The sequence below is a fragment of the Ekhidna sp. genome (assembly GCF_039960695.1).
Taxonomy (GTDB): Bacteria; Bacteroidota; Bacteroidia; order Cytophagales; family Cyclobacteriaceae; genus Ekhidna.
The window spans coordinates 482331-503013 of sequence record NZ_JBDVKP010000004.1 but is presented as its reverse complement, the minus strand read 5'-3'; the positions used below and the strand labels follow the sequence as shown (position 1 = coordinate 503013).

Here is a 20683-nt window from a genome sequence, read left to right as displayed (position 1 = left end):
GAGATGAGATTAAGAAAGAGTCAGATTATCCTATCTTGTTTTTGGTTCTTTTTAGGTGGAATCTTTTTGGTTATTTGTACAGGTATTACTATAACTGGTTTTGAAAATGATTATGACCTACAAAATAGATTTACATCTTGGTTTATTCCATTGATTATACCTCCATTATCTACTATAGGCGCTACTTTCATAAAAGAAGTAAATGGAAAACCCTCTTCAAAAATAATACCAACATATACATTTATAGCGACACTAATTGTTTCAATTACGTATTTACTTTATCTCATCTCTATAGTAATCTACTATCAAATAATTGACCCAAAGTATTACGACACATTCGTAGAACATCTTGCTCAACTGAATAATCTTACATTTTCATTTGAAGGGTTTGTAGGGATTTTCTTAGGAATCTACTATTACAATACATCGACCACATAATGTATCATTATTTATTGGCCATGATTAATACTTTATTTTAAAAATCCCACATGACATTCTCTTTATTCTAATAAGGAAGATTACATTCACTAAAAATTTTAGCAAATGAGAATAAGTAAAAAAGTCTATGTAATGACGAAAAGGAATAGATGAATAGGGTGGAAGAACTGTGTAATGAAAGGCAAACACGGACACTGCAGCCAAGAATCCTGAGTATGGAATCAACTTGAATAAGAATACCATTGAATTGCTCCAAGAGTATAGTTTTGAAAAACAGATTCATAAAATCTAAACATGAGAAATACGATATCTACTCTACTAACGGTACTAAGCGTTACAGCCTTTTGTCAAATCAATTACGATTTTGACCTCAATAAAATAGAATTCAAAGGTTTAGAGTTTAATTCTACCAGAGTTGAAATTGAAGAAATCTGCGGGGTGGCTAAAATTGTCTATCCTGATTATGAGTGCGGTTTTCACTCGCCTGAACAAAGCGGTGGGCCATATTATCAATTAGTGTATTTAGGGTATAATTTTATTGGAAGTGATAAAGAAGAGTTTCAAATTGAAAAGATTGGATTTGATCCAGACGGAAACTCATTCATTAAATATGAAGGCACAAGAATAGACGGAACTACAACAATTGATTCATTATCTGAATTGTTAGGTTCTTCAATAGCCACCTTTTTTAAGACCAATCCCGATAAGAGATCAATTCTTTTATATTCAAACAATAGTGATGATGGAGCAGTGTTCACATTCAATGGCATTGGTAATCTTTCCAGATTTGAATATTACTCACCTTGTTGATATTATGTTAAATAGAACTTTCTCCATCTAGGCGCGATGGGAAGGCAGAATACCCGGGTGTGGGCTGGCCATTTTGTGTTTGGAAGGTGATTATTTTACTCATACGCACATGCATACCGCACAAACCCCTCGTGAATCTTTGATTTGACATCTTGGGTTCAGTGAAGGATTTGAGCGGATGGCAAATGTGTGTGGAAGAAAGGGGAGATACGCTTTAAGGATTGAGGCAAAGTACAGAACGCTTCCACGGCATGTACTGCTGGAAGTCGAGAAGTACCTATTAAATTTCACTCTATAGTTTACGAATTAGACTTGAAGAAATTTCGAGACCTTTCAGAAATGAAATCTGTACAATTCTTGTTAGCAAAAAGACAAACAAAGAACCGTAAACGTCACTTTCCTACTTTGCATACACGGTGTATTAGAGATAGTAAATGGAGTCAAAAGCGTTTCCTCTCTAGCGCATTATTTCTTTTACTTTCATGCTGTTATCGTTCGAATCCGTATCTATCAACTTATTGTACGGATCTACACCCACTGTAACAGGCTTTTGGGCCAACGTAATGGTGAGCTTATTGTCTATAGAAGTGATTTTATGTTTTTGCAAGTAGAGTGTTATTTCTTTTGTAATTCCATTCTCCGTTTGCTCACCAAAAATGCCAATATCTAAATAGTCGGCTAAAGCAATTGAACGGATGTTTTGCTCTGTTTCTTCCATCTGCTCTCCATAGCTTCGATTTCCTGTCTCATCGCTTCTGTATTTAGTTACTTGAAATTCAAGTTCCACTTGATATTGTCCATTCTCTAGCTTTTTGGAAGTCGCATTTATCATTTTGTTATTATACAAAGTGATGGTCTCAAACATATCCGTAATGGTATACTGGAGAGAATCCGGAGTTGTGGCTCTGAGGAATTTCACCAATTCCAATGAGGTTGTGTAAGGTGCCTCCTGAAATTTTACATGTTCCACATAGCTGCTTAACGCTGCATTCATGGTCTCCTCACCGATGTAGTCGCTGAGGGTGTATAGCACTACTGACGCTTTGGAATACCGAATGTAGGGCTGATTGTCTTCATGAATGACAGGATTTTCTCCTTTACGATCATCCCCTCGATCCCTCAGGTACTTATCCGTTGCGTATTTTAAATACTTACGCATTTTGTCTTCTCCATAGTGCTGCTTCAGCACCTGCAACCGAACGTAATCAGCCAACCCCTCTGCCAATACTCCTGCACCAGCAACGTCTGCACCAATTACCTGATGTGCCCACCATTGATGCGCCATTTCATGCACCGTGACATCAAACGCATAGTCAACGCCTCCATCTTCCGAGTCATCTACGTCTGCTATAAACCCGCGCCCCTCGGAGAAGGGAATGGTGTTGGGATATGCTTGTGCAAAATTCCCAAAAGTTTTGGGAAACTCTATAATTTGCGCCTGCTTGTGTTGATATGGACTAAAATTTTTGGAACAATAAGCTAAGGCGGCCTTCATTCCATCCATCATTCTATCCAGGTTATATTCATGCCCTTTGTGATAGTAAATTTCCAAACTAACGTCATTCCAACGGTCTTTTTTGATTTCATACTTGGCAGAATTGAAAGAGTAGAGATTGAGCATTTTGCTATCCATTTTATAATGAAAGTATCTGCGTCCATTCTCCACCCATTCTTTCTGTAAATATCCGGGTGCAATGGCTGTCTGGTCTAGCGAAGTACTGACGGTTGTTTCAAAATCAACCCAGTCCGAATCTTTGGAGAGGGAATGATTTGCTAATGCAGCTGTGTCAGAAGGTAATGGTGTAGCTGCCATTGCTGGCAAGCCGTACTTTTTTCTGATCTGATCATCTTCAAGTCCACCACCCGGATATCCAATCGATGGAAACAGTTTGTGTTTGTTGAGGAAGGTGCCGTTGCTCAATACCGGAGAGTGCTTTCTTAAGAAGGTGTTGGGTTTGTTCCAAACATGAAAGGTCAACGCAAGACAATCACCCGGTAGGAGTGTCTCACTGAGTAGATAACTGTTGAATCGGAAAATCGTGTCTTCTGACAATAATTGAGAGGATTTGTCCAATGAAAGGGAGGTGCGATAGTTTGTGTACTTAATGAATATGGTATCAATTGGGATGGTTGATTTATTCACCATTTGATACGTACCGCCTGCCTTGAAATCAAGTGACTCTGGAAAAATATCTAGGTAGGTATTGATGGCGGTAATTCGCGGTTGCACAGCGTCTAAGTACTTGCCATATTTCAGTTCCCAGTCTGCCTGGTACTGCTCAATCTCTTTTGAGGAGGCATATGGGTTGGCAATGTTGTTTTCATAATAAATTCGAAATCCCATCCCAAAGAACCCAATTAGAATAATTGCGAAAGTTATTCTTGTTCCACCATGAAAACGTGATTTCAGCATTTTTAATCGTTCCTGAAAGGATTGAGGAACCCCACGATCCATCAGCAGTCCCGCACCGATTAGCAGGAGTATTCCCGCCAGCAGCCAATAAAAGATGTATGCATAAAATGCAGACAGACTTTCACCAAAACCATTCATGTCTGAGTACCATGTTCCCGGACCTCTACCATACACAAATACATCTTGCTCTATACCGATCATGGCTAGTAAAGGAGTGGCAAAAGCCATGAATAGTGTGATAAGGATAAAAGTGCCAACGTAAGCGTTTCGTACAAGGGTCTGAATTAAGAATGCAAGCAATGTCCAGATTACAAACTGCCACAAATTGGTTCCAAATAATCCTATCGCATACAAATCAATTTCAAAATCATAGTAGCCTTTATATAATTGGAACACAATTCCCGAGACCATGACCATCAGCAGCATGACTAATTGTATTTTGGTTATGGCGATAAACTTGGAGCCAATCAACATCCAATTCTGAACGGGTGTGGTATCAACTAAATGGAGCATTTGGGTTGTTTTTGCACGCTGAATAAGCAACCCAGTATACAGGAAGGTGCAGACGATCATAGCAAATTGGAATGCTTCACTGTAGCGGAGCATCTTCGATGTTACGGGTAACATTCCAGTGCCTCGCACAACATTTGCTTGCGAATGCTCCACGATGATCATAATGAGTCCAAAGGCTGAAAGCAGAATGAACGGTCTACTTTTTATGATGAATTTCAGATCCACATTGGATAGCCTCCACATCATCTTTAAATTTTGCAGAAATGAAAAGTCATATACTACCCTCGGCAGCCTCACTTGAGTGATATTTCCAAAATTGCTTTTTAATCCACGTTTGCTGCTCTTTTTCCGAAAGGAGAAAGAAAGCGCCTGCTGCCCAAAGTAGAAAGACCGATAGACAAGCCATGAGACCAGAGCGGCTATACTTAGCCAGAGCGCTCTGTTGTAAAGGATAAGGCCGGTAAACGGAAGATAAAGTTCGTTGCGTTCAGCAACCGTCCAATACTGAGCGTAGTATTGGGTGGCTGAGTACCCAAATGGGTCGAAGTAAGCAGCCAATATCCTGTTTTCCGGATCTTGTAACAGGACATCCGTTAGTCCTTGGATAAGAGATAGTACAATGACAGTGACAAATCCTACGGTAAGGTTTCTCGAAAACAAAACCACGGCAAATACGATTGATCCGTACAGCAACGCATTAGGTAGTGTATATACGGCATAGACATGAACATAAGCGATTAGATCAAAAGGAATGGTCAATTGATCATTGGTGCCTGGCAACACAAATCCGACCGCTAGGCCAATTCCAATAAATAGGACAATGATGCTAACGATCAAAAGCGCACTGAGAAATTTTGCTGATAAGTAGTTGGCCTTGGTGAAAGGGTAGGAGTACAGGATTTTATGCATCTCACAGGTGAAATCTCGATACACGGACATTCCAAAAATGGTAGGGTATAAGAAAATGATCAACGTGGAGAGCGTATTAAACATGCCGGTGATAGCGGAGGGAGAGTTGACGATTTGGGTAGAATCCACCGCGGCACTTACCTCGTCAAAAATTCCTGCTGATATGGATGCCACCATCAATGCTGCTATCAAGAAAATGGTGCAATAGATATAAAACAGAGGCTTGGTAAACCAATAGGAAAGTTCCTGCTTGAAAATGGAATAGAACATGTTGGGTTTGTTTTTGATGAAGTAATGAAAGATTTAGGCGAGAACTGCCTCATCTTCTTTTAGCGTATAGAAATACACGTCTTCCAAATCGGGTACAGCCTTTTTGAAATCCCCAACTGGCTTAGATTCTGAATAAATTCGAATGTTCAGACGATTATCTTGGTTGTAGTTCGAAGACAATACATTAAAGGTTGATTGAGTAATTGCTAACTCCTCCGGATCAATGGTGCCACTCCAAATTTTTCCTTCAAGTTCTTTCAGGGAATCTTGAGGAATGGCGTGTTTAAGTATTCGTCCTCCATTCAAAATGGCCATGTCGGTGCAGAGCTCTTTCACGTCATCAACTATGTGGGTGGAGAAAATCACCGTGCTAGTGGTTCCTATCTCACGAATGACATTAAGGAATCGACTTCTCTCCGCTGGGTCCAGGCCGGCAGTGGGCTCATCCACAATGATGAGTTTTGGATTGTTTAGCAGCAGCTGAGCAATGCCAAAACGCTGCTTCATGCCGCCTGAGTAGCCTGATACATCTTTCTTACTCACATCAAAAAGATTGGTGATTTCCAACGTTTCATCCACCAGTTTTTTACGATCAGTTTTTGATTTGACCCCTTTCAGCGTGGCTAGATAATGTAGCAAGTCTTCCGCAGACATTTTTGGATACACCCCAAAGGACTGGGGTAGGTATCCAAGGCATTTTCTTAGCTCAGTCTGATCTTTGAGAATGTCAATATCACCAAAGGTGAGTGATCCGGTATCTGGTCTTTGTAGTGTTGCTATGGTGCGCATCAGTGATGATTTACCAGCCCCGTTTGGACCTAGCAGCCCAAACATTCCCGTACCAATTTCCAGGCTGAGGTTGTCGATGCCTTTTACCCCATTGGAGTAGGTTTTCGTTAAATTTTTGATTGTCAGTTTCATTGTTGTGGTTTATATTTTTGAATTTTCAATGGTAATCTTGACTAAGACAGCTTCACTGCCGTCCCATAGGCCAGAATCTCTGAAGTTCCCTGCATCACCACCGAGGTGGTAAGTCGTACATTGATAATTCCATCAGCTCCCATTTGCCTCGCATCGTCCATCATGCGTTTCATGGCTTCATCTCTAACCTCAGAAAGCAACGTGGTGTATTCGTGAATTTCACCACCCACGATGTTTTTCAGCCCTGCGAAAATGTCTCTTCCCACATGTTTGGCTCGTACGGTGTTGCCCTTGGCGATCCCTGTGATTTCTATTATATCTTTATTGGGTATTGAGTCTGTTGTTGAAATAATCATTTTATTATTATTTATAATTAACTGTTTTGTGTGGAATAGAAACCAATCCTGTAGTTATCATTTTCGTTTTTTAGAGATCCTTTTTTCTGTAGTGCATCACTGTGGTGAAGAATGACAAGCATACTAGCATCAGCGTAGCTAGTGTGAATAGCAGTAAGTAGTTAGGATTTCCTGGGATATAATCATTTAAGAATCCAGCTCCTGGTGAAATGGATGTCCATAGTAGGGCTGGCATCACGAAGATGATTACAGCAACAATCAAATTCACTCGATAGAAAACGAAATAGTATAGCGCAAGCTGAAAGATTCCATAGACCAAAGCAAAAATGAACAAACCAATGCTCGTGGTGGCCGGCTCTTCATGCACTGTCATGGTAATGGTGTTAAATACGATGAAGTGAAGAACAGTATTTACCAAAACAATGATTGAAGAAGACAGGAATCGCGCAAATACAATTTCTTTTCTAGTCACCGGCAAGCTGGCTGTATGCATCCTCACGACGCTATTGGATTGTTCTACTGCAAAAACACCAAGGATAATCATAATGATGTTTCCTAGTCCGGAAGAGAATATTCCAAGGGTGTTGGTATTGATGAAGGTGATGAACATGCTGAATATCAGTATGAAGGAAGAGAGTGCAAGTATGGTTTTTTTATAAACCTTGAAGTCTCGGTAAATGAGTTGGGTGATCATGTCTTTGTTCATAGGTCTTTGTGTTTAAATGCGTTTATGGAGATGATCATCGAACTGCCTAAAATCAAGCATCCGAAAATTGCTAGCTCTGAAATAAGTGCGATTGGGTGTTGATTCGTCAGGATGATGAACCATTCGTAAAGGAGATCACTCGGGTTGAGCATGTTGATGGTGAGTACGGTCACTATCATCAATGTGAGCAGGAAGGTGCCATAAGCCATAGCTCCTTTTGCTAGTCCAAATCGGACGAAAAAGGGGAATGAGAAAGCATCAGAAAAGGTAAGAAGGAGGAAGGTTAAAATCCAAATGGGTGGCTGATACATGAAAGCATGCTCCATCCTTAGCGTTTCATTTGAACTTAATAAAATTGCCAGATAATGAACACCCAATGTGATCAAAACAAGCATCGCTGATGAAATGTATTTGGCAATGACCATTTGCTTGCGATTTACAGGAAGTCCTGCAAAAAACAGGTCTGCATTTGATTCATTATCGCTGATTGCAAATACTTTAGAAGCAACTGTAGTACTTAAAATGACAGCTACTACGTACAATTCTGTTTCTATGTCCAGCTCTGAAATGATGGAGAAATTGAATCCCACACTGATGCCAGCAATGACTACCAATAGTAAAAGCAGGTACATAGTATTAGCTCGGAAATCTTTTATTACCAGCTTTAGCATTAGTGAGTGTTTTTAAGCTGAAGATTGTGAAAAAACATGATGTCTTCTAAAGACGCTTTGTCATAAACAGCTTTATCACCAAAGATCATTTTGGAAGCTTTCAAATCTGCTGTCAGTCCTTCAAAACCATAGTCACCCGATCTTACGGCAATCAGGCTCTTTTTTGTGTCATCATCCAGCAAATCATTTCCTCCCTTTACCAGTGCGTATGCTTCATTTACTTCGTCTTTGGTTTTGGAAAAAACCACTTTGCCGTCATTTACATAAGTGATATAATCAGCTGCCTGCTCTATATCAGTGGTCACATGAGAAGAGAATAAAATGGATTTGTTTTCATCTTGCATGATCCCTCGAAGGAAGTCCAGCATCTCTCTGCGTACCACAGGGTCCAGACCAGAGGTAGGCTCATCCATGATGATGAAATCTGCATCATGCGAAAGGGCGATGGCGATGGAGGCCTTCATGGTCATGCCCCGTGAAAATTTCTTCAGAGACTTGTTTTCAGGCAGTCCAAATCGATCAACGAGATCATTGAAAACGGCATCATCCCATTTTTCATAGAAAGGAGCAACAACATTTTTAAGTTGCTTGAGGTTGAGGTGCGCGTAAAAAGCAGGGGTATCGTATACAAACCCAATACGTTTCTTGATAGCTACTTCCTGTTCTTGATGGTCCATCCCAAAGACCTTTACAGATCCTTCCTGCTTCATCACCAAATTCATGATGGTTTTGATGATGGTGGTCTTTCCAGCTCCATTGGGGCCTATCAAGCCCATGATATAGCCAGTAGGTAATGTAAAAGAGACGTTGTTGAGATGAAATCCTTTGTAGCTTTTGGAAAGATTTGATATTTCTAATGTATTGGTCATGTTTTTTGAAATGAGTTTTTTAATGTTTAAGGGCGATATTTAATTTTTTATTGTCAATCATCTCCACTGTAAAGGATGAGTAGCATTTCCTGTAACTCCTCCAGACTGATTCCCATTTTTTGAGCTTCACTGACCATGTCGGTCATTTGGTCTTCAATGGATTTCATTTTCTTCTCGCGGAGCATTTCTTTGTTTTGGATAGCCACGAATGTTCCTTTTCCTGCAACCGTGTCAATAAAGCCTTCTTTTTCTAGTTCCTCATAGGCTCGTTTGGTGGTGATCACGCTGATGTGAAGTTCCTGCGCCAGCTTTCTTATCGATGGTAGTGCAGCACCTTCCTCCAGATCTCCAGTGATTATCTGGGATTTGATCTGCTTGCCTATTTGCTCATAAATAGGCTCAGGCGAAGAATTTGAGATAATGACTTTCATTTATTCTTGAATAGGGACAAAATTGTAACTATCGTTCATACTGTATATACTGTATATATACGCAAGTATACAATTTTAGTTTTAATGTGCAACTATCAGGAGTAGAAAAGTTGAAACGCTAACGTTATCGAATTGCTGTCTGCAGTTTCGATACGGGTGCAAGCTGAGCCAAGCAAGTGAAGAATGAACGCAGACATAATATCATTATGTAATCAATGGGTTCTGGAGTTGGCCGTGATTTGCTTTCTCATTTAAGAGCAGGATCGAGATTGCCGTGATTTGCCTTAACATAAGATCTGTACCGATATACAACTCAGCCACGCCAGAGCCGACACACAGTTATATATCTGATCTTATGCTAAATACTCGCAAATGCTCGTATTACGGCAAATCACTAGTTTTGTTATATAATGTCTCTGCGTTATGTTAAGATAGCTTCGGTTCTGGGTAGGAATTAATAGTTAGCGCAGGGTTCGTGCTAGGATGTAGTCATGTCAATTTCTAGAAGGAGTGGAGCACTCATTTGAAGCTTTGGTGTGGTATGGGAAGAGGGGCTGAAAATGTGTGCGATCAAAATGAGAATTCATTTACCTAATACCAGATATCTTATTTGTTTCAAGAAGATTATTGGCTTCTTCCTCCAAACTATTTGCTTTTTCTCTAAGAGAACTTATTTCTTTGTTCTCAACATTGAGGATTTGAAGGGCCAGTGAATTGTAGTTCTTGAAAAAATCGCTCAAGTATTGTTCAATACCCCATTCTTTAATATGAGTGTAGAACGTGGATAGGGAAGGATACACAGAACCATTGTTGGTTAATGCTTTCCAGATGAATTTTTTTTTCTTTTTAAAGAAGTATTGATTCCACAATTCCTGATATTCTCGGCGAGCAATCTCAACAGACAAATCACGAAACTTTTTTGCTTCCGATTTGAGATTCTCAAATTTCAACCATTGAGACTTCTTGATCCAGAAGTACCGTTTTTCATTCAAACCAGAACTTGTTACAAAATCATGGTGAAGAATGTAGTCATCCTCACAATGTGAACAATTCATGTTCCAAAACTCCTCCATTCTATTCCAATCATCCAATTTCAGTGTGACCGTATAGAATCCACTTTTACAGGGACAAGTTTTCTTTTTCTCGGAAATAATCTCCCAACTCATCTTTAAAAGATAAATATATGGTTTGAAAATATTTACTCAGAACTCTGACCTATTGGACATAATACCCAAGTGAATTCAGAAAAGCAATTTTATTTTAGCATAAAGCTCTTCGATCGTCTAATTTCACACTAAAAATTCTTCGATCTAATGAGGATTGCGTATAAGACAGAATTGGGAATATTTTACAATTGCAAAATTGAAAAGGCATTAGAATCTAAGAAATTTGATAAATACAAGGGAAAAATAAATCTTATCCTGACTTCACCTCCGTTTCCATTGAATCGCAAGAAAAAGTATGGTAACCTACAAGGTGAAGAATATCTAAAGTGGATTTCTTCGTTAGCACTTAAGTTTAGAGACTACTTGCAAGATGATGGCTCAATTGTAATGGAAGTAGGCAATTCATGGGAAAAAGGTCAACCAGTCATGTCTACGTTAGCATTGAAATCTTTGCTTGAATTTCAAGAAATGGGGAATTACTATTTGTGCCAACAGTTCATTTGGAATAATACAGCTAAACTGCCAACACCAGCTCAATGGGTTAATATTGATAGAATAAGAGTAAAAGATTCATTTACACATATTTGGTGGATGAGCAAGACTCCAAAGCCCAAAGCAAACAACAAGAACGTTTTAGTAGAGTATAGTGATTCTATGAAAAAGCTACTTGAAAACGGTACTTACAATTCGGGCACGAGACCATCAGAACACAGCATCGGAGAGAAATCTTTTTTAAGTGATAATCAAGGGGCTATTCCGTCAAATGTAATTTCTTCTGCAAATACCCAATCTGGAACTCCATATCAGTTATATTGTAAAAAAAATAACCTTACCCCACACCCAGCGAGAATGCCGGAGTCCTTGGTTGAATTCTTCATAAAGTTCTTGACCGATAGAGACGATCTTGTTATGGATCCGTTCGGAGGAAGTAATACAACAGGAGCGATTGCTGAACGATTAGGTAGAAATTGGTTAGCAACCGAGCCTAATGAAGAATACATAAAGGGATCAGTGGGTAGGTTTGATAAAGGAAATAAATTAAAATATTATAAAGCAAAAGCGGCAAAATAGTTGGAAACCAAAGTATACTCCAAGAGGATGGCAAAAACAGGCTTTAAAGAAATGGAAACAGGATTTCAAAGGCATTGTTAGTGTTGTAACTGGTGGTGGCAAAACATTATTTGCATTTTTCTGCATTAGTGAATTCAAGAAAGCATTTCCCGACAAGAAACTCATAGTTATTGTTCCAACAATAACTCTGCTTGATCAATGGTATTTGGGGTTCGAAGAAGATTTATCAGTATCAAGAGAACATATCAGTTGTTTTTCTGGTCAGGAGAAACCTAAGAAATTTAATGAGGTAAATCTTCTAGTGATTAATACTGCTAGAAATGTCCTCAAAAATCTCAAAAACAAAGAACAGTATTTATTGATAGTTGATGAATGTCATAGAGCTGGAAGTCCGGCCAACAGTGAATCTATTAAGGGCTCTTATGCTGCAACTTTAGGCTTATCTGCAACTCCTGATAGAGAGTACGACCTAGGATTAAAAAAGTACATAATACCGAGATTAGGACGGGTTATTTATAAGTATAACTACCTACAAGCTCTGAATGATAATGTCATCTCTCCTTTTGAACTAATCAATGTGGAAATTGATCTATTGCCTCATGAGAAAAAAGAGTATGACAAGATCTCAAAAAGACTCAAATTTCTTTTAAGTAAGAAAGAGGAAGGTGAGGGAGATAGACACAAGATTGAGATGCTTCTCATCAAAAGGTCAAGAATATCCAATGAAGCTTTAGTTAGAGTTCCAGTGGCAGTCAAATTATTAGAAGAAAATAGAAATCGAAAAACAATAATTTTTCATGAAAGTATTGACGGTGCGAATGCTATTCTTAAGGTTTTAAACGAGCGAGGGCAGACATCTGTAATATATCATTCTGGGGTAGGTGCAGAAATAAGAAGGGATAACTTAAGGTTATTTAAAAAAGGCATCTTTAATATTCTCGTGACTTGTAAGGCACTTGATGAAGGTATGGATGTCCCAAAAACATCAGTTGCTATTATAGCCAGTTCTACAGCCAGTAACAGACAAAGAATTCAAAGATTAGGCCGTGTCCTAAGACCAGCTGAAGGGAAGGAAAAGGCTTATGTCTATACAATATATGCGTCTCTCCAAGAAAAGCAACGATTGATGAAGGAATACCTGAAGTTGCAGGAACACATTGACGTAAAGTGGATCAAATCGGAATTTCAATTGAATGGCTAGGCTACTGATAAATAACGAGTGGTTCGATGAAGTTTCAGCAAAGGCGTTGAGAGAATCTGAGTTTGAAAACTTTTTCTTAGAAAATGCTGAAACGCTTTATCCTGATTACTACACTATTCCGTTTAAGGGCATCATTATTGAATCCGAATACGGAACTGCCAAGGCAGATTTAGCGCTTATTGATAAGGAGTATTTAAACTGGTGGGTCATCGAAGTTGAGATGAGTCGGCATTCATTGAATGGACATGTGTTACCGCAGGTTCATTGCCTTTCCGCTGGAGTCTATGGAGCTGATGTAGCTTCCTATTTCCACCGCAAATGTCCTGCACTCGATATTGAAAAATTAAAAGTATTGATGAAAGGAAAGCAGCCTCGAGTAATGGTAGTATTGGATATTCCAAAGAAAGATTGGGGAGCAAAACTTGAAAAACACAATGCAATACTTTCAGTATTCCAAATCTTTAGATCCGAAAGTGGAAATCATATTTATAGGGTAAATGGAGATTATCCACACAAATTTGGAATGGGTAGATCTAAGTGCCAATTCGCCCATTTGCTTACTAATTTTTTGAAAATTGATTCTCCAAGCATTCTGAGTGTTCCGGATAAGGAAAAGGTTACTATTAAAATTGATGGGTCAATAACTGAATGGAAAAGAATGGATATTATGGATGCAGTTTATCTTTATCCGATAAGTTATAATCCGTTAGATATAAAAAAAGAATACGTTTTGCTAAAAGAGCCTGATAGTAGATATCACATAAAAGAACATAAATAAGTACATATGGAATTTAAAGTAGGGCCTGACATAATTAAGTCTTATAAACGATTGTCATATTCTCCGTGGCATGCAATGGCTGAATTAGTGGATAATTCAACTCAATCATTCTTCAATCACTTAGAGGAATTGACTAAGAAGTTTGACAAGAGCGGAGAAAGATTACATGTAGTTGTGGTTTATGACAAAAATTCCGATGTTCTGAGAGTTTCAGATAACTCAATTGGAATGACAGGTGATGAACTCGAAGATGCTTTACATATTGGGAAGACCACCAGCAGGACTTCAGGAAGATCTAAATACGGATTAGGTTTAAAGACATCTGCATGTTGGCTTGGGAACAAATGGAGCGTTCGTACGAAGAAACTAGGAGAAACTATTGAACACTATATTAAAGTTGATGTTGAAGAAGTCGCTAGTGGAAATAATACTCTAGAGCATATTGAGACGGGAGATAAATTAGCTGATAAATCTTACACCATTGTTGAAATCACTGACTTGAATCGTCAATTTCATGGAAGAACTCTTGGTAAGATTCGTGATTATCTAAGTTCCATGTATCGAATTGACATCAGAGAGGAAAGGTTAAGTCTTGAGTGGCAAGGTGAGTTATTAACTTGGCAAGAACCAGAGTTTTTATCAGATAGAGATGGTAATTCCTATCATAAAACTTTTGAGTTCACGATAGATGAAGAAACTGAAGAATCAAAAACGGTTGCAGGTTGGGTTGGGATTTTAAATAGTGGCAGTCGAGCAAGTGCAGGTTTTTCAATATTACAGTCAAACAGAGTAATTAAAGGTTGGCCTAAGGCTTGGAGACCAAGTACTATTTATGGGCAAGAAGAGGGTTCCAATGATTTAGTAAACCAACGCTTAATTGGGGAAATACATCTTGACGGTTTCGAAGTAAGTCACACAAAGGATGACATTCAATGGTTTGGTGGCCAAGAAGAAGAAGTAGAAAACAAACTTTATGAAGCTTGCAAAGACTATCGTGATATAGCTAAAATTCCGAAAAAGGCTCTGGATGACGGGAGAGGGCCTTCGCAGGCTGAGACTGATGTAGCTATTGATGAATTGAAGAGAGAGCTCTTTTCTCCTGAAATGGTTGATAAAATTTCGCTGACCATTGTTCCAAGTGATGAAGAGGTTAATGCACAAATTCATGCTATTGCGGAAACGATAGAAGAACGAGCCCAACCTGAGGTTGAAGGAGAGATTGGTGGAATATTTGTCAAAGTCTATATCGATGCAGAAATGTCTCCCAATGACCCCTACGTCTTAGTAGAAGCTACTCAAAGAGATGAAGTAATAATCATCGTTAACGCATCTCATCCGCATTGGAATCAAGTCACTGGCGATCATGGAACTCTAAATTATCTCAGACATTGTACATACGATGGAGTTTCAGAGCATATGGCAAGGTTCAAGAAAGGCACCGTAAATCCCAACACAATAAAATTATTGAAGGATCAGCTACTAAGAGTTGCTTTTAACATTGAGCAAAACATCGAAGATGAATGAAAAACTTTGTAGCTCTAAATAGAGAGTTTTTATCAGAGCATCACTATGTTAGGAAAGCATCTACTTCTTCCAATTATTTTTTCAGTATCTATAGAAAAGAACTCGAAGGTTATAAAGAGAGAAAAGGAACAAGTTTTAACATAATTTTCTATGGCGATGAAGATGTAGAAACAGATTATTATGCAATTCCATATGATTTCATTTCCGATGTGCTAATTCCTGAAAACTTATATCAAAAGCAAAAGAGGTGGGCTGGAGATATAAAATATCATACAATCAATTTCAGGATTTCTAAGGTAAAAAGAAGCGTATCTGAGTTTTATAGTTTACCATTTTCATTGAAAAAAAACAAGGTTCTAGTTTCTTCTGCTGACAATAATGATTATTCAATTGAAAATGCAAAACGAGTAATAAAGTTAAGAACCAAACAGTCGCTCTTTAGGAGTAGAGTTGTAAATAATTTCAACTTGAAATGCTGCATATCAGATGTCAAAGAGATGGATTTGTTGGTTGCAAGTCATATCGTTCCTTGGAGTGTAGAAATTCAGTCCAGATTAGATCCAAGAAACGGACTTTGTCTTTCAATCTTGTATGACAAATTATTTGATAAGGGTTACTTAACCTTAGATGAAAAACTCAAGGTGGTTATTACAAAGAGGGCAAATACCCTCAGCTCCGAAATTAGAGGAGCCCTGCTACGTGTTCAAGGTAAGAAGATAGCATCTCCAAAAAAGTATCAAATGAAGGAAGAATATTTAAAATTCCATCGAGAAAACATTTTTGAAAGTTTTGAAGAATAAATGGTCTCAACTTCGCCCGTTTTCCAAGCTAGATCAACTAGCAGAGGCCATAATGAAATCGGCTTTTTTGCTCTCTGAAGATCATCATGTTATCCAGAGCTATCTAAATCACTATGGAGCGCATTTCAAAGTACAAAACAGAGTAGGGGAGCAAGAGTACGATATTCTATGTCGTCAGATTAATGTTGAGAAAACCAACTATGCTTTCATTTCAAAGAAGGATTTGGAAAGAGGTTTGAGAGACGATCTCTGGATTGGGCTAGTTCTGTTTGTAGATGATCAGAAACCAACTAAGTATTTATTTCCTTCAACAGTCTGGAATATACCTAATCAGCTGTTCACTGACTCTGCCGTCAAGAATCCCGAGTATGGTATCAATTTGAATCAGCATACTATGAAAGAATTTGTTGAGAAGTATGGATTTGAGGTAATGGTTAACAAAATATGATACACAAATGGAAAATCTATTGAAACTTCATGAAGCAATCGCAATCATTTTACTTTCTAAAGATGATAGGACTGCCAGTCTAGAAGAAATAAGTCGAGAGATTGCTGATAGAAATCTTTATAGAAAGAAATCAGGTGAATTTGCACCACCTGAACAAATCAGAATACGAACTCACCCAAATACCAAATCAGGAAAGCAGTATAGCCATCTATTTAAATTTATAGAACCTGATAAAGTTATGTTGACCTAACATTATGTTAAGTAGAGTCTTCTGTCTAGATTTTTTGTTTACTTTTTCACCGAAACGTCGGCCCGGCAATGAAAAAAGATGAAAGCCACCACGGCTCGAGTTTACGCCCAGGTGGGATGGCAAAGCCAAAATGCCCGGGGCGTGTGATGGCATGAGCGTTGGGAAGGTGATTATTTTGGCTAGGGCTTTTGAATACTTTTGGGCCAATGCCAAAAGTATTTGCCTGCCCGGCATGAGGGCATCAAGCGAACACCATACGAAAACCAATCAATCAATTTGTGAGCTATTCGATCTACGATACGATGGGTCGGGAAAACACAAGTGTTTGGCAGGCGTTTTCTAATCGCTGAGAATTCAATATTTAAGATTAAATCGACATTGGTACAGAATACTTCAAAATAGAGCGATAAGCTTTGCCTGAGATTCTCTTGCATTTGGGTTGGTCATCAGGCCAGAGCCTGAAATAGCGTAGGGAAAACTATTAATAGCCGTTTGGTCAGGGCACGGCAGAGCGCAGGGTTTGTGCGCTGGCCGAGCGGCTACCGAAACGTCGGCCCGGTTAATATAACGTCTAATTAAACGTCTAATTATATAATCAATGGGTTCTGGAGTTGGCCGTGATTGCTTTCGTATTTTAAGAGCAGGATCGAGATTGCCGTGATTTGCCTTAACATAAGATCTGTACCGATATACAAAAGGAGTTTATGGAAAGCTTACCGTGATTTGCTTTCAACATAAAATCGTAACCGATATGTAACTGACCAAGCGCACAGGCAGTCGCACATTACATATCTGATTTTATGTTAATTGTTCGCTAAAGCTCACAAACAGCAAATCACTAGCGGTGTTATATAATGTCTCTGCGTTATGTTAAGATAGCTTTGGTGTTGGGCAGGATTAATAGTTAGCGCAGGGTTTCGTACTAGAGAGTAGTCATATCAATTTATTGTAGAAGTGGAGCACTCTTTCGCCACTCCTACCGAGCGAGGAATTACCATGCCGCAGCGAGGGATGTTGGCCAGGAGGGAAGGAGAGTGGTGAATGTGTGCGTCTTAGAATCAACTATTATCATCTTTACGTTTTCTGTAATAATGCCAAATTTGGTTAGATTGAGACTTCATTCATTGCCCACCAAATAAGAATGAAACCTCGTAAGAAGAAAGCAAAAGAATTAGTATTACCTCATTCGCAGGCAAAATTGGATTTGTACCAGACCTATTTGGGTAAGTTCTTAACTATTTTGTCATTAGCGCAATTCACTACTGCAGTCAATATATATGATATTTTTTGTGGTACAGGAATCTATAAGGATGAAAAATTTGGCAGCCCAATTCTAGCTTACAACAGCATTGTCAGAACTAAAAGACTCTTCAATAGTCGAAATTGGAAACTGAAGCCACTAAAATTGATTATCAATGACGGAGAAGCCGAAAAAGTTGACAAGGTGAGAAATTACCTTGAGCGTATGACTAAAGTTTGCAACTTCGAATTTCACAACAAAGACTCAGAGGAAATTATAGGAATTCTTAAGAAACAAATTGCTAAGCAATCATCAACAATTAGGAATCTAATTCTAATTGATCCATATGGTTATAAGGAAATCCACAAAGGGGATATTGATTCTCTCATGAGAAAAAAGAATACCGAAATACTCTTATTTCTTCCAGTTGCTCAGATGTATCGTTTCAGTACCGTTGCTCAAAAAGAAAATACCACTAACACAGGATATATTAGGCTTAAGGAATTTATAGAAGATTTTTTCCATGAGACTCACGCTATTAGAAACAATCAAATCACCGACATTTTTCACTACATTTCAGAAATAGAATCAGCACTAACCCTAGGGAAATATTACTCTTCTTCCTACTACATCCAACGTGATAAATCAAACTACTACGCCTTGTTTTTCCTCACTCCAAACTTATTTGGCTTAGAAAAAATTCTAGGAGCAAAGTGGCAATTGGACGAATATCGAGGTGAGGGATACAAATTGGAAGGAGACCAGTTGGGGCTGTTTGATGATGTTGATAATAAAGCGAAGTACAAGAAGAAATTGAAAGTACTGAAGAAAGACTTAACCGAATTTCTTGCTGAGAAGAAGAGGTCAAATAGAGGATTATATGAGTTTACGCTTCTGAAGAGCTTTTTACCAAAGCATACTAATGAACTTCTTAGGGGTTGGCAATCTAAACAACAACTAGAGGTTCGTTTCGTGAGCGATGATACTGAAGCTCCTCCGAGAGCCTTTTATATCAACTATAGAAATTACAAAAGTCAGGAACCCAAAGTTTACTATATTTTGAAACTGAATAATTAACATATGGCTAAATCATCAATAGAATGGACAGAAATGACTTGGAATCCAACAACAGGATGTTCCAAAATTTCACAAGGATGCAAATTCTGCTACGCTGAGATTATGTCTAAAAGGCTTCAGGCAATGGGCATTGAAAAGTATAAAGATAACTTCATGGTTAGAACACATGAAGAAGCATTGAAAACACCTTATACATGGAAAAAATCTAAAGTCGTATTTGTTAATTCCATGAGTGATCTATTTCATAAGAGTGTTCCGTTTGAGTTTATTCAAAAGGTTTTCACGGTAATGCGTGAAAATCCTCAACACGTTTTTCAAGTACTTACTAAAAGAGCGGAGCGACTTCTTGAATTAAGCCCAAAGTTGAAGTGGTCTCACAATATATGGATGGGTGTTTCAGTTGAAGATCAAAGGGTAGAATCAAGGATAGATTGTCTTAGAAAAACGGATGCAAAAGTGAAGTTTCTTTCTTTGGAACCACTTATTGGTCCCTTGTCCAAATTGAACCTTGAAAAGATGGATTGGGTAATCGTTGGTGGTGAAAGTGGTCGTAAACCAAGACCAATGAAATCAGAATGGGTGTTAGATATTCAAGAGCAATGCGAGCAAAGCGAGGTAGCTTTCTTCTTTAAACAATGGGGTGGTAAGAATAAGAAGAAAAATGGGAGAGTACTTAATGGGAAGACCTATGACGAGATGCCAGAAATTGAGTTGCAGTTGAGTGTTTGATTTTAAATGATCAATGATCTTAACTTGGTCGTCCTTCTTTTTAATTAGAATTACATAACTAAGAAAGTAAGTTTGTCAAAGCGTAAGGAAGATTATCATTTTATTTCGATTGCTGTTGTTGATGGCTCATTAGTTGAGCTATCCAAGTTGGATTTATCTCCCTGGGGGATAAGAAGCCTTCACGTCAAGAATGATGAATTTAAAGATTTTATTAAGTCTCTATCAAAAGGAGATAGTTTTGAGTACAACTGGGAGTATTTTGAAAAGTGGGTTCTAAGAGGTGGTAATGATGCTGGCTATGTAGGGGGGTATGATGAGTTTAATATTCTAGTTCCACTAAATTTTGAGAAGCCAGTTGAGGTTAATGATTACTTTGATGTAATCGAGGCAATACGTTTGATGCATCCATCAATAATATCTATTAAACACATTATAGATGTTCAAATATTTGATGGCAATTCAATGCATATTGGAGGATTAAGTACCTATAATAATAGGACTAGATGGCCATCTGATGAAGATTGGTATAAGTATCATTTTAACTACCCCGAAGATCAGCTAGAACTAAGTAGCAAATTCTTGAGGGTGATCAAGGAAAGGATTCCGAAACTCCAGTATGTGGCAAACTCAATGAGATACTATTCTGGGTCATTCAGGGTCAATGATCTTGAAATGTCATTTGTTAGTCTTTGCATTTGTTTAGAGAGTATTGTGCCAACAGCAGAGCAACTAACATTTAGATTTAGAAGAAATCTTGCCGTCTTGTGCGGGGAAAACTTGGAAACTGGTAAGTCGATTCTTGAAAAAGTGAAAAAATTATATAACTATAGGTCGAAGCTTGTTCACTTTGGAATGAAAAAGGAAGACTACAAGTATTTTGATAATTATCTCGATTATGCTCAAATAATTGCATCTCGAATGTTGATTGAAATGATCATACATAATGTTCCAACAATTAAGCAGTTAGATGAGAGAATAAACGAATTAGGAATTGGAGAGGGGAAAAAAGTCTCAAAATGGTATAGGCCTTTCAAAGGAAATATTATCAACTGGGTTAGAGTTTCTAGTTACAAGCTTTAAATGGGAGATAAT

General features: G+C 38.3%; 20 protein-coding genes. 12 read left to right on the top strand and 8 right to left on the bottom strand.

Annotation, left to right across the window (positions count from 1 at the left end; genetic code table 11):
- Nucleotides 1-3 precede the first annotated feature (3 nt).
- Both ABJG98_RS02980 and ABJG98_RS02975 read left to right on the top strand, forming a co-directional pair.
- Nucleotides 4-438, top strand: coding sequence for a hypothetical protein (locus tag ABJG98_RS02980; RefSeq protein ID WP_348277977.1), 435 nt, complete (start codon nt 4-6; stop codon nt 436-438).
- A gap of 294 nt (nt 439-732) precedes the next feature.
- Nucleotides 733-1248, top strand: coding sequence for a hypothetical protein (locus ABJG98_RS02975; RefSeq protein WP_348277976.1), 516 nt, complete (start codon nt 733-735; stop codon nt 1246-1248).
- A gap of 457 nt (nt 1249-1705) precedes the next feature.
- Here the strand turns inward: ABJG98_RS02975 and ABJG98_RS02970 are convergent, their stop codons facing one another.
- From ABJG98_RS02970 to ABJG98_RS02935, 8 genes are all read right to left on the bottom strand, one after another.
- Entirely contained in the window at nt 1706-5353 is a 3648-nt protein-coding gene (locus ABJG98_RS02970) for a M1 family aminopeptidase (RefSeq protein ID WP_348277975.1), read from the bottom strand.
- 33 nt (nt 5354-5386) lie between these two features.
- A complete protein-coding gene (locus ABJG98_RS02965) occupies nt 5387-6274 on the bottom strand; it encodes an ABC transporter ATP-binding protein (RefSeq protein ID WP_348277974.1) in 888 nt (295 codons plus the stop codon).
- A gap of 41 nt (nt 6275-6315) precedes the next feature.
- Nucleotides 6316-6630, bottom strand: coding sequence for a YbjQ family protein (locus ABJG98_RS02960; protein WP_348277973.1), 315 nt, complete (start codon nt 6628-6630; stop codon nt 6316-6318).
- A 70-nt stretch (nt 6631-6700) separates the two neighbouring features.
- The gene (locus ABJG98_RS02955) at nt 6701-7336 is read right to left on the bottom strand and encodes an ABC-2 transporter permease (RefSeq protein ID WP_348277972.1); all 636 of its coding nucleotides are present in this window, start codon (nt 7334-7336) and stop codon (nt 6701-6703) included.
- On the bottom strand, nt 7333-8007 hold the full coding sequence (locus ABJG98_RS02950) for an ABC-2 transporter permease (RefSeq protein WP_348277971.1): 675 nt from the start codon (nt 8005-8007) through the stop codon (nt 7333-7335). The genes ABJG98_RS02955 and ABJG98_RS02950 overlap by 4 nt, the downstream gene beginning before the upstream one ends.
- On the bottom strand, nt 8007-8876 hold the full coding sequence (locus ABJG98_RS02945; protein WP_348277970.1) for an ABC transporter ATP-binding protein: 870 nt from the start codon (nt 8874-8876) through the stop codon (nt 8007-8009). The genes ABJG98_RS02950 and ABJG98_RS02945 overlap by 1 nt, the downstream gene beginning before the upstream one ends.
- A 53-nt stretch (nt 8877-8929) precedes the next feature.
- Entirely contained in the window at nt 8930-9307 is a 378-nt protein-coding gene (locus ABJG98_RS02940; RefSeq protein ID WP_348277969.1) for a GntR family transcriptional regulator, read from the bottom strand.
- 587 nt (nt 9308-9894) lie between these two features.
- Nucleotides 9895-10473: a hypothetical protein gene (locus tag ABJG98_RS02935; protein ID WP_348277968.1), complete on the bottom strand. Its 579-nt coding sequence runs from the start codon at nt 10471-10473 to the stop codon at nt 9895-9897.
- A gap of 147 nt (nt 10474-10620) precedes the next feature.
- On the opposite strand from ABJG98_RS02935, the gene ABJG98_RS02930 reads away from it, so the two are divergent.
- The 10 genes from ABJG98_RS02930 (at nt 10621) to ABJG98_RS02885 (ending at nt 20671) form a co-directional block, all read left to right on the top strand.
- Complete coding sequence (locus ABJG98_RS02930; RefSeq protein ID WP_348277967.1) at nt 10621-11544, top strand: site-specific DNA-methyltransferase; 924 nt, start codon at nt 10621-10623, stop codon at nt 11542-11544.
- Nucleotides 11519-12745 (top strand): DEAD/DEAH box helicase, encoded by a 1227-nt coding sequence (locus tag ABJG98_RS02925; RefSeq protein WP_348278095.1) that lies wholly within the window; start codon nt 11519-11521, stop codon nt 12743-12745. The genes ABJG98_RS02930 and ABJG98_RS02925 overlap by 26 nt, the downstream gene beginning before the upstream one ends.
- The gene (locus ABJG98_RS02920; RefSeq protein WP_348277966.1) at nt 12738-13523 is read left to right on the top strand and encodes a hypothetical protein; all 786 of its coding nucleotides are present in this window, start codon (nt 12738-12740) and stop codon (nt 13521-13523) included. The genes ABJG98_RS02925 and ABJG98_RS02920 overlap by 8 nt, the downstream gene beginning before the upstream one ends.
- 6 nt (nt 13524-13529) lie before the next feature.
- Nucleotides 13530-15047 carry an ATP-binding protein gene (locus ABJG98_RS02915; RefSeq protein ID WP_348277965.1) on the top strand — a complete coding sequence of 506 codons (1518 nt, stop codon included), beginning with the start codon at nt 13530-13532 and terminating at the stop codon, nt 15045-15047.
- The gene (locus ABJG98_RS02910) at nt 15044-15847 is read left to right on the top strand and encodes an HNH endonuclease (protein ID WP_348277964.1); all 804 of its coding nucleotides are present in this window, start codon (nt 15044-15046) and stop codon (nt 15845-15847) included. Before ABJG98_RS02915 ends, ABJG98_RS02910 begins: the two co-directional genes overlap by 4 nt.
- Nucleotides 15848-15899: 52 nt before the next feature.
- Complete coding sequence (locus tag ABJG98_RS02905; RefSeq protein WP_348277963.1) at nt 15900-16295, top strand: hypothetical protein; 396 nt, start codon at nt 15900-15902, stop codon at nt 16293-16295.
- A 7-nt stretch (nt 16296-16302) separates the two neighbouring features.
- The gene (locus tag ABJG98_RS02900; RefSeq protein WP_348277962.1) at nt 16303-16545 is read left to right on the top strand and encodes a hypothetical protein; all 243 of its coding nucleotides are present in this window, start codon (nt 16303-16305) and stop codon (nt 16543-16545) included.
- A gap of 1141 nt (nt 16546-17686) precedes the next feature.
- On the top strand, nt 17687-18862 hold the full coding sequence (gene tcmP, locus ABJG98_RS02895; protein WP_348277961.1) for a three-Cys-motif partner protein TcmP: 1176 nt from the start codon (nt 17687-17689) through the stop codon (nt 18860-18862).
- Between the two features lie 3 nt (nt 18863-18865).
- Nucleotides 18866-19591, top strand: coding sequence for a phage Gp37/Gp68 family protein (locus tag ABJG98_RS02890; RefSeq protein WP_348277960.1), 726 nt, complete (start codon nt 18866-18868; stop codon nt 19589-19591).
- Nucleotides 19592-19663: 72 nt separating this feature from the next.
- Nucleotides 19664-20671 carry a hypothetical protein gene (locus ABJG98_RS02885; protein ID WP_348277959.1) on the top strand — a complete coding sequence of 336 codons (1008 nt, stop codon included), beginning with the start codon at nt 19664-19666 and terminating at the stop codon, nt 20669-20671.
- The last annotated feature ends 12 nt before the right edge of the window (nt 20672-20683 follow it).